Annotated in this window: 8 protein-coding genes; 5 read left to right on the top strand and 3 right to left on the bottom strand. The window is 53.2% G+C overall.

Annotated features, from left to right (window positions below; genetic code table 11):
* The 3 genes from M504_RS22405 to M504_RS19220 form a co-directional block, all read left to right on the top strand.
* Window positions 1-375: hypothetical protein (locus tag M504_RS22405; RefSeq protein WP_198137709.1), on the top strand; the 375-nt coding region annotated here is incomplete at its 5' end.
* 687 nt (window positions 376-1,062) lie between these two features.
* Complete coding sequence (locus M504_RS19225) at window positions 1,063-2,031, top strand: serine hydrolase (RefSeq protein ID WP_198137708.1); 969 nt, start codon at window positions 1,063-1,065, stop codon at window positions 2,029-2,031.
* 184 nt (window positions 2,032-2,215) lie between these two features.
* Complete coding sequence (locus M504_RS19220; RefSeq protein ID WP_047497295.1) at window positions 2,216-2,719, top strand: ATP-binding protein; 504 nt, start codon at window positions 2,216-2,218, stop codon at window positions 2,717-2,719.
* A gap of 416 nt (window positions 2,720-3,135) precedes the next feature.
* Here the strand turns inward: M504_RS19220 and M504_RS19210 are convergent, their stop codons facing one another.
* The gene (locus M504_RS19210; RefSeq protein WP_084214555.1) at window positions 3,136-3,999 is read right to left on the bottom strand and encodes a TIGR03435 family protein; all 864 of its coding nucleotides are present in this window, start codon (window positions 3,997-3,999) and stop codon (window positions 3,136-3,138) included.
* Between the two features lie 637 nt (window positions 4,000-4,636).
* Between M504_RS19210 and M504_RS19200 the strand changes: the two genes are divergently transcribed.
* A complete protein-coding gene (locus M504_RS19200) occupies window positions 4,637-5,062 on the top strand; it encodes an SDR family oxidoreductase (protein WP_084214554.1) in 426 nt (141 codons plus the stop codon).
* Window positions 5,063-5,639: 577 nt separating this feature from the next.
* On the opposite strand, the gene M504_RS22180 is transcribed toward M504_RS19200, so the two are convergent.
* The gene (locus tag M504_RS22180; RefSeq protein WP_156994034.1) at window positions 5,640-7,547 is read right to left on the bottom strand and encodes a hypothetical protein; all 1,908 of its coding nucleotides are present in this window, start codon (window positions 7,545-7,547) and stop codon (window positions 5,640-5,642) included.
* Window positions 7,548-8,125: 578 nt separating this feature from the next.
* Between M504_RS22180 and M504_RS22650 the strand changes: the two genes are divergently transcribed.
* Entirely contained in the window at window positions 8,126-8,260 is a 135-nt protein-coding gene (locus M504_RS22650) for a hypothetical protein (RefSeq protein ID WP_255347745.1), read from the top strand.
* Here M504_RS22650 and M504_RS22820 read toward each other — a convergent pair.
* Window positions 8,245-8,613 carry a helix-turn-helix domain-containing protein gene (locus M504_RS22820; RefSeq protein WP_369792922.1) on the bottom strand — a complete coding sequence of 123 codons (369 nt, stop codon included), beginning with the start codon at window positions 8,611-8,613 and terminating at the stop codon, window positions 8,245-8,247. The two genes, M504_RS22650 and M504_RS22820, sit on opposite strands and share 16 nt — an antisense overlap.
* Window positions 8,614-8,667 lie beyond the last annotated feature (54 nt).

Below are 8,667 nucleotides of genomic sequence, written 5' to 3'. Positions count from 1 at the left end.
CCCCGGGACATGCTAAAACTCGGCATTCTTTACAAGGACAAAGGCAAATGGCATGACAGGCAGATTCTTTCGCCCACCTATGCACACGATGCCATCTCAACGGTCAGCCATGTGGACGACTCTGGCTATGGATATTTCTGGTGGCGCCCATGGTTCAACGTCCAGATGCCCACGGGGCCGGAACGGGTCTATCTGGGTGCCGCAGAAGGTAACGGAGGGCAGAAGATTTTCATTCTTCCGGAATATGACTTCGTCGCAGTTTTTACTGCGGGCTCCTATAACGCAGGTGGATCTGCTCCGAATAAGATCATGACCTCGATCATTCTTCCCCGATTGCTGGCGGCCCACGGCGGCAAATCGTCTGCGACTCAATAACGAACTCAACACCACCCCGCAATGTAGACCGGATCGGTCACGATAAGTCGGCTTATCGATAGTGGTCCGCTCATTCTCGACAAACTCCATTGAGGTTAGATTATGGCTGGTGGAGTGTCAGAAAACGTCGAGGTACTGTGACGATCCGACATTTTGTCAGCTATCCGAGCCGCTGCAAATAGCCAGATGTAGGAGCAAATGTGGCGGTTTAGTTTAGTTTCAATCGGGTATGCGATGGTCTGTGCCTCGACGCGGGGAACCGTAGACAGTAAAGTGCTACCATCCCACATGTTCAACTTCGGTAAACCGAAAACCGCAGGCGACTGGATTGTTCATGTCGCTGGGGCCCTCATCTCGCTATTCCTTATCTGGTGGATGCTGCATTATCTTCTTGGCATCTGAAGCGCAAACCCCAGACAAAATCTTTCCGCCGGTCGTACCTTCACGAATCCACTTGCTTCAAATACTGCGTTATCGTCAAAGTGACGATAGGGTCGTTTCTCGTCACCAACTGATGAGTCTCAATATCACCTAAGCTGATTGAAGGCCGTGCGATGGCCCGGTCAGGGGCAATAGATGAAGCTTAGTTTGCTAACACTCGTGAGTTTAGCGATAGCTCTTGCGTGTGCCAGTTCGACCTTCTCACAAACCACAACCCGTTTGGGAGCGACACCTACAGAGATGCGTATGGATCAGATTGTCAGATCCTACACAGCCGCGAACGCATTTATGGGTGTTGTGTTTGTTTCAGAAGGTGATCATGTGCTGCTCGATAAGGGCTATGGATCGGCGGATCTAGAGTGGAATATTCCCAACGCCCCCGACGTTAAATTCCGTTTAGGTTCATTGACCAAGCAGTTCACCGTGGCGCTGATATTGCTGTTGCAGGAAGATGGAAAGCTCGATATCAGGAACCCTGTTAGCGAATACCTTCTGGATGCGCCTCAGACGTGGCAAAAGGTCACTTTGGCAGATCTGATGGGGAATACATCAGGTATTCCCGACTTCACCAATTTCAAAGAATTCAAGGTATGGGGAATGAGCCCGCACACTGTTGAGGAGGAGCTTGAGTTTTTCAAGAACAAGCCGCTGGACTTTGAACCTGGCAGCAAGTGGGCTTACAGCAGTTCGAATTTTGAGATCCTTGGAGCAGTCATCGAAAAAGTAACCGGCAGAACTTACGGCGACCAGCTCCAGGAACGGATCTTCGCTCCATTGGAAATGAAGAACACGGGGTTGGATATGGACGGCCTTATTCTGGCGAAGCGTGCTCAAGGCTATCGACCTGGAAAGTCGGGATTGATTTCGGTACGTTCTCTATCTATGTCTGTTCCTTGGGCGGCGGGCTCAATGTATTCGACGACAGAGGATCTTCTCAAATGGGAGCACGCTCTCTTTAGCGGGAGACTGCTCAATAAGGATTCTTTGAAGTTGATGTTGACGCCGGGGAAAGGAAGCTACGGACTGGGCGTCTATGTGTTCGCTAATGAGTCCGGCATCACTATCGTGACCCATGCAGGAGCCATCGCGGGCTTCAAGACCAGCCTGACCTATGTACCAGATAAGCGTATAGCGATAGTCGTTTTAAGCAATGTGGAGGGTGAAGCCACGAACAGCATTACTGACCAATTACTTACAGAGGCGCTAAAACAGTGAGAGCGTGGAATCCATGTTGCTGCCAACTCGGGTGTCGACGCGATGATTGGCATCGACAAGTCGGCTTAACGGTAACGATCCGCGCCGACTAACGCTCGGGGTTGCCCGGTACTCACTGAACCGGCTTATTGCGCCGTAGACTCTTGTTCAAGCACGATTACGAGCTTTTGAAAGGACCAGTCTAGTGGCAACGATCTTTTGCGTGTGCGGCCCCGTCGCATCCGGTAAGAGTACCTATTCGGCGGCCTTGGCCGCACAAAACGCTGCGATTGTCTTCTCCATGGATAAGTGGATGAACACACTCTTCGTTAAAGACATTCCCGCAGGTTCAGGTTCGAGCAACTTTGCATGGTTTTCGGAACGGGTGGCCCGGTGTGAGGACCAGTCGTGGCAAACCGTCGAACAAGTGCTGGGGCAGGATGTGAATGTCGTGCTTGACTGGGGCTTCATTCGTCAAGAGCGTCGCAAGAACGTCAGCCAGAGGGCTGCTGCCAGTCAGTGCAAGATCGAGTGGCACGTTCTCGAGGGTGCCACGGAGATAAGGAGAAAGCGTGTGGAAGAACGGAATGCAAAGGGCGGCGACACCTTTGCGTTTCAAGTTACACCAGCGATGTTCGACTTTGCGGAACGCCTCGACGAACCACCTTCGGAAAATGAGCTCCCATTGGCTATTCGTTCTTTAACCTGAGCCAAGCACGGCCTGCGGGCCATCACTACCGATAAGTCGTCTTATCTCCAGCAACACAAGGTACCTGATGACCGCCAACGAGTTTCGTAACAGACTCGTTCCTTCTCGCAACGCCCTTCCTGAAGTTGCTGTGCGCTCACGCGCACGGATGCGGAAAACAAACCTAGCTGAGGGCTCCGCCCTGGCGCGACGCAAGGGGTATCCTCAGTCTTCCGCGCTGACGCTTGTGCAGACCTTCGCTGCGCTTCGTCCTTTCCGCTTCATTTCATTTCGCTCCTAGGATGGGAGAGACCCCTCCCCCTGCACCTTGCCGCCCCGCCGTTCGCCACGTGGGCGTTCGGCATAGGCATGCCGTGTTTCTATAACGTGCGAGATCGAAGCAAAGACGCAATACCGACTGTCCCAAAGAATTTCACCTAGTTCGGGCTCGGCCGCTCCATCTTGTTGATGGTCCAGATTGTGGAACGGACCTTAATGTCCTCTATCGTCAAGCCGATGGAGCGGAGATCGTACGGTACGGGCCTCTCGGCCTGAGGGCCCTCGCTGTCAGGCGATTGCGCGTCAAATTCGTGCAAAACCAGTTTGTACCGACCGTGCAGGCCGGTTCGATCTTCCACGGGACGTTTCGAGGGGATTCCGATAAAAGTCGCGAGGACGGACATGGGTGTGTTGTAGAAGTTGTAGATGCGCTCGCCTTCGTGCTTCTCGAAGACAGCCCTGGCACCGTCTGGGAGTTCCATGATGGTTCCTGCGGAGGGAAGCTCGGTGTTTTCGGTCAGCGGCGGCGCGTTGGGGCGGCGGACGAGGGCGTAAGCATCGGTCATGCCTTCTTCGCTGCGTATCTGCAGGTTGCAGCGTTCGGCAAGGACTGTGCGGAGCATGGATTGCAGTTCCGCGGAGGTCTGCCAGTTGTTCACCTTGAGGCTGCGCCAGCGCTCTGCGTCCTCCGGCGCCACCTTAGCGCGCAGGTCATACTTTTCGGATGTGGCCCAGGAGGGGAAGCCCTTAACCTCTTCGAGGTGCTTGAAGAAGGGAGCTGGAACATAGGCAGCGTAGATCGTAGTTTCCAGTGGCACCCCGTTGGCCACGTATCCGTCGGGAAGAATACCGACGGCCATCTTGCTGGCTTCCGAACTTGGACGAATGGACACGACATCGAAGCGGAGAGGATGGCTATCGTCCGCTTTGGGAGATGACTGCGGAGACGCGGGACGGCTCAGGGTAAGAGCTATCGTGGCCATCAACAATGCGAGAGTGCGTGATCGTCGTGTGCTTCTCATTATAGATTCTCCACTCGCCAAGACAGCTCACCGCGCGCGAGAGGAGCATACCATGACGTGCTTAATCCCAATGGATACAGACACCTGAGAAACGCAGCTGATTTTGTGACGTTCTTGTACGACGTCTATCCTTTCGGTGGGTCGCAACAATACATGCTTTGCTCAAGCACTTAATTCAGACGCTTGACGGGCTTTACTGACACGAGTGTCTCGGGCCCATTTTGACCACACCTTCCATTCGCATTAAGTCACTATGCGCCTTCTTTCGTAAAGGCACTCTGATAACACAAGACCACACGCCATCCATCGGGATCCTCAAACGTGACACTGCGGACATTCCAGTATGGGTTCTCGGGTTCCACAGGATCGTGTCCCTTAGCTTTCGATCTCGCCAGAGCCGCTTCATACATGCGCGCGTCAGCCATATAAAGCACTAGGAGATTGTCTTTCGTCGGAGCTGGGCATGGGCTCCCATCATCATGATGTATGAACTCCAGATGGAATCGCGAATCAGGTAAACCCAGCATGACACCCGACGATATCCATTCCATTCCGCAGTTCCCACGAAGTATCGAAGATGTCGCAGCTCCATAGTTCACTCCATCCACTGATCGCGTTTCGTGAACAGTGCAATTGAATCACACGGTGTATCGGTATCAGTGTTCGCCCGGTCATCGAGCTATCGAAGAATGCTGCACAGCGCATGATTCCGCAGAAGTGGGGACGAATCATCAACATCGGTTCCGTCTTCGGAGAAGGAGCCCCTCTGCCGGGAGTCACGATGTACATCGCCACCAAGTTTGCGGTGCACGGCTTCACGCGTGGGCTATCGCGTGAACTCGGAGTTGTTGAGATCACTGTAAATGGAGTTCAACCCGGACCTATTGTCACTGAGATGAGTCCTGAAAATGCTCCGCACTCTGAGGTTATGAAGAAGCTCACGAGCCTAGGTTGCTATGGCCGCGTTGAGGAGGTCGCTTCGGCTGTTGCATCCCTCGCACTCCCGGAATCGGCATACATCAATGGAGAAACCCTCACTGTAGACGGTGGCTGGAACGCCTAACTGCAAAGCCGCATGAGCTAAGGAACATTCATGCGGCAGCACTCCGACTGCGTCGGAACGATGTCTCCGTTACGCTCTCGACATGGGCCATGTCAGCTCTCTATCCAGAGCCAGAGCCAGAGCCAGAGCCACTTCCGTTGCAAGCAGCTTCTAGGCAGGAGAGTGGGCAACGCACCACGATCCAACGATGAGGGCTGGATGTCCTTTCCCATCATTTTCTCTTGGGTTTCGGTCCTTGTTGCTGTCCCTGTTGAGACTGCCCGCCCCAGGGCCATAAGGATGACCAATGAAAGGTGTCCGGCCTTGATCCGAGTTGTTTCGGTTGAGGAGAAGCCGACGTGGACGAGGGTGGTGGGGATGCGGGTTGAGATTGGGGTGGGTTAGAGGCGCCTGGCTTTGTCACCTGCATTGAAGCGACCAAGGTGTCTGATCCAACAGAAATTGCTGAAGGTGCGGTGACGCCCTCAAAAGTGGATGAGATCTGTTCGTTGTTTGGGTCCGGTGGCGGTGGAACGTGAACTAACGGCATAGTGTCTCCTCTGTTTTCACATTCTTGACGTAATGTTTCTGTAAGTCTTTACTTGTAATTCCAATCAAATTCAACGACGGGAAATTGCGATTGGAGTCCTACGATCAGGGAAAACGCATCTGTGTTCCAGAAGCCGCTATGCCCCTGGAGGATTTCATACGAGGTATTTATCGTCCAGAACGGAGTATCGTTCCAGGAGCCTTCTCCCACGTATCGAGTGGTATATTGATCCGAATCGATTGGCTTTGGCTTTGCGTCAATATCGTAATTGCGTAGCTTCCCCGTGTAAACGCGCTTATAGACGTCGAGTAGGAGATCGTCCTGTAACTCGCTTCGTTCTCCAGGAAAGGCCAGATAGTCATGTAAGACTCTCTTGAATTCTTGATACAGCTCCTGGCGTTTTGCTTTCCGTTCTGGATTACAAGAACAGCTGTATTTGCTCTTGAAGTCGGGTAAGAATTGATGATCGCTACTCCAGAGCTCGACAGGGTTCTCCCATTCTTCCTTGCAAACCGAAGTAAGCAATTCATAGGCTCCGTGATAGTAAGGGTCGGAAGAATATTGAGTGTTCCAAACGACTGGCGGGTCATGGGGAAGAACGCGCTCATAAGCTGTTTTCTTCAAGTCGTGAAGCGTGTCATTTAGCCCAAGGCAGATCCAGTCTTGCTTATTGGGCTGATCGAAATAACATAAGTTGCGCAGATAATCGACTCGATTGACGGTGTTTCTGCGAAGACTCCCGATCGTGTAGGCGTCGTCGAGAAGATGTTCCGGTCCCTGATCGGGGCGATCGTTCCACTCGGAAGCGATCTGACGCATGTACTTGTGATCAATCCACGGAGCGAGTTTCAGACCCAGAGATCCCGTGTCATCGGTCCATGTGTCTGAACTCGTGTGGAGCGAGACCAGGAGCGGATGACGCAGGGAATCGTTTAGAAGGCGTCCCGGGCAAGGGCTTGAAGCAGGCACGGGCTGCTTGCGCTTGAACTGCTCTGTCAAGTTAGCCATACGAAGACTACTGTCCGCGGGATTGACGGTAACGACAAGATCGGCAAATCCCGGAAAGATCGGAGAATCGTCGTTGCATGCGAAGTTGGGAGGCTGGATCTTGGAAGCGAGTCGTTTGGTAAAGATATCGGCCGTGATGCGGCCGACAATCAAGCCTCCAAAGGAGTGACCAACAAGAATGAAACGTGCGGGATCGCGACCTTCTTTTGCGGCGCGGCTTAGGCTCAGGAAAGTCTGTTCCATACCGTTAGGCCCGCGATTTTCTGCAATGTTGGCGGCTACATCATGTCGAGAGATGACAGAGGCTTGGGTTAGGATCCCCAGCCTTGAGTCGATCGATTCCCCCCGCCATGCGACATATACGCCTACATACAATTCGGAGGGATTGGGAGTCATCCCAGCGCATATTGCCGGTTGATCTCCGGGGTGATTGAGCTTCTGATCTTGATTGCCGTTAGCTGGGTCGCCCCAATTGAGGCAGTTGATCATGGTCTGAAAGTTGCGAAAGTTATCACTCCGTCGGCCTGCATCGTGATGCCAGCCATGCACGTAGGTAATAACGACCAGATCCTTGCTTCCGCGTAGCGCACGCGCCTCTTGAATGAACTCAATCGCACGATTTTTCTGACAGTAAGGCCCGTCCTTCCCGTCACCACACGGCCAAAGATTCCCTCTCTCATCGAATTCGACAACAGCGACCGAAGGCTGATCAAAAGGTACATCGTGTGATCGCGTGAAAGAAGGATCGTCCCATCCCAACGGTGGCGTGACTGTGACTTTCGGTACGGAATCGTACACATGTTGGGGGCCGGTTGGCGTACACCCGGCTAGGCATAGCATGGCCAGTCCAGTCGTTCCTGCCAGAAATTTAAGTACTCCACATACACCAAATCTCCGCAGGAACTTTGCCGGAGAGTCTCCTGTCAAAAACACCATTTTCTCCTCCATAGAACGTTGCACGTCCACTTGGGGTTCGAGTCCCCTGAACCAACTCACAGTGGGACGGGAAATCATTGTTAGGGAAGCTTTGGCAGTGTCTCGGAGCTTACCAGCTCATTCCGCTTTCCGCGCAGCTTTGTGAATGTCGGATTCAAGCTTCCGGGGTGGAACTCTCGTTGGGTCAAGGGACCAAGGTGAGAGTGAGCGACTTAGTTGGTGTGCGTTGGCACGCACTCAATAAGGAAACCAAACCTTGCTGAGGGCTCCGCCCTGGCGCGGCGCAAGGGGTGTCCCCAGTCTTCCGCGCTGGCGCTTGTGCAGACCTTCGCTGCTCTTCAAGGATGGGTGAGACCCCTCCCCTTGCACTTTGCCGCCCCACCGTTCGCCACATAGTCGTTCGGCATGTGCATGCCTCGTTCGAAACGGTCCGACTTCGAATGGTCATCCAATCATGCACGCTTATAAGGAGGACAGCATGTTTCGTAGCTGTCGGTCGCCGCTTTGCCTATGGCGGGGTGTTATGGCCGATACTTGTCGAGATGATTTCACACCAAAGGTTTGGTGTGTCTTGCACAGAGATGTACCGAATGGCGGATCTCGCCGATCATGGCCGGCTGATTTTGAAGCGCTATGACAAAGGAGTGAAAGGAGTGAACAATTTAGAAATAGAGCCGGACCCTATGGGTGAGGGTTGGATGTGGTCAATTCATCGTCTTGGCTGATTCTGGATAATCGAAGTCGCGTATTTTTTCGGTGGGACGCCAAGTACCCTCTTGAACAACGTCGTGAATGACGCAGGATTCTCGTATCCAAGGCATAGCGCGGTTTCAGTGACAGACGCGCCAGCTGCGAGCTTGGGCAGAGCAGCCAAGATGCATGCTCGTTGGCGCCACTCTGCAAAGCTAAGATTCGTTTCTTTACGGAAATTGCGAGTGAACGTTCGACGACTCGTATCAAGGGCATCGGCCCAGCCCTTTATATGACTGGCGGATGTTGGATTCAAAAGAAACTGCCGACATACTAGTGAGAGCGTCTCGCTGCTGGGTAGCGGGAGCCACAAAGGCAACGCAGGCATCATTTCAATCTGATGTTTGAACAAGGTCATTAAGGCCGCTGCCCGGCCCTTCTG

The organism is Terriglobus sp. TAA 43 (assembly GCF_000800015.1).
Lineage (GTDB): Bacteria > Acidobacteriota > Terriglobia > Terriglobales > Acidobacteriaceae > Terriglobus.
This window is presented reverse-complemented; position numbering and strand designations above follow the sequence as displayed.

What these genes read in the sequence shown, in the direction of transcription:
- M504_RS19225 (WP_198137708.1), top strand. Translation starts at nt 1,063, where the DNA reads ATGGATCAGATTGTCAGATCCTACACAGCCGCGAACGCATTTATGGGT.
- M504_RS19210 (WP_084214555.1), bottom strand. Translation starts at nt 3,999, where the DNA reads ATGAGAAGCACACGACGATCACGCACTCTCGCATTGTTGATGGCCACG.
- M504_RS22180 (WP_156994034.1), bottom strand. Translation starts at nt 7,547, where the DNA reads ATGGAGGAGAAAATGGTGTTTTTGACAGGAGACTCTCCGGCAAAGTTC.
- M504_RS22650 (WP_255347745.1), top strand. Translation starts at nt 8,126, where the DNA reads ATGGCGGATCTCGCCGATCATGGCCGGCTGATTTTGAAGCGCTATGAC.
- M504_RS22820 (WP_369792922.1), bottom strand. Translation starts at nt 8,613, where the DNA reads ATGCCTGCGTTGCCTTTGTGGCTCCCGCTACCCAGCAGCGAGACGCTC.